Raw genomic sequence first — 1,094 nt, 5'->3', positions numbered from 1 at the left:
AACAAAGAAGCCATAGAATTACTGAGCCATTATGCACACAGTAACCAATATGGTGTTGAAGCTGAGTTTGCGTGGCTCGCAGCCCTTGAGGATATGCCGCTCAATAAACAAACTGAGCGCGAATATCAACGTTACTTTGCAGCCTACCCTAAAAGCAGTAAAGGTCAGCTACAATTTAGTGACTTTAAAAAAGCGCATTTAGCGGAGCAAAAAAAGCAAGCAGACCCTGCGTATCAGACATGGCTTAAAGGCAGTGTCGAACTTGAAAAACGCCACTTTGATGCAGCAGAAAAGCTTTTCAATAAAGCACTGCGAGGTCGTCCTCAAGATCCTGAAATATACAATAGCTTAGGTTTATTGAACTTAAGGCAAGGTCGTAATGCCAATGCTTACCAGTACTTTAAAAAAGCTCAAAAATACAGCATAGATGCAAACCGTATAACAGTTTTAAAAGGCCTCGCCAATACTGCTCGTTTTTGGCAATACATAGATGAAGCTAAATCAGCCATTAGTAGCAATGAACTCAAACAGGCTGCGCTTAAACTGGATTTAGCTGACACCTTAAATGAAGACCCTAATACGGTATTGTTTTACCGTGCTGAACTTGCCAGACAAGCAGGGCAATACCAAAACGCGATGAACCTTTATAAGCAAGTACTAAAAGACGATCCTCTGCAACAGCCTACTTTGCGTGCCATGCTTGAGTTAACCGCCTCAGATGGTAATTATGCTCGTAGTCATCGTTTTTATAATGGCTTAACTCGTCAGCAACAGGCATTAATTGCTGAAGATTACACCCTGTTACAAACACAGCAATTGCGAGCCCGTGCTGATGAGCTTACTGCTGAAGGTAAGCTAGATGAAGCAGTTGATGTGCTACTTATGGCAATCAAACAAAGCCCACGTCAAAGCTGGCTTTACTACGACCTTGCAAATTTATATCAACAACAAGGTTTAGTTGATCATGCCAAAGCTCTGTATAAAAAAACCTTGTGGCAATTTCCGCTAGATGCAGAGTTGCGTTATAGCCATGCACTATTTTTACGTTCGTTGAACGATTACCAAGGAGCACTGGCAACCTTAGATTACATTCC

Annotated in this window: 1 protein-coding gene; it reads left to right on the top strand. The window is 41.8% G+C overall.

Going from position 1 to position 1,094, the window contains the following annotated elements; all coding sequences use genetic code 11:
* Nucleotides 1-1,094: tetratricopeptide repeat protein (locus tag HUS62_RS22325; RefSeq protein WP_175081195.1), on the top strand; the 1,094-nt coding region annotated here is incomplete at both ends.

It is taken from the genome of Pseudoalteromonas sp. 0303, assembly GCF_013349995.1.
Lineage (GTDB): Bacteria > Pseudomonadota > Gammaproteobacteria > Enterobacterales > Alteromonadaceae > Pseudoalteromonas.
This window is presented reverse-complemented; position numbering and strand designations above follow the sequence as displayed.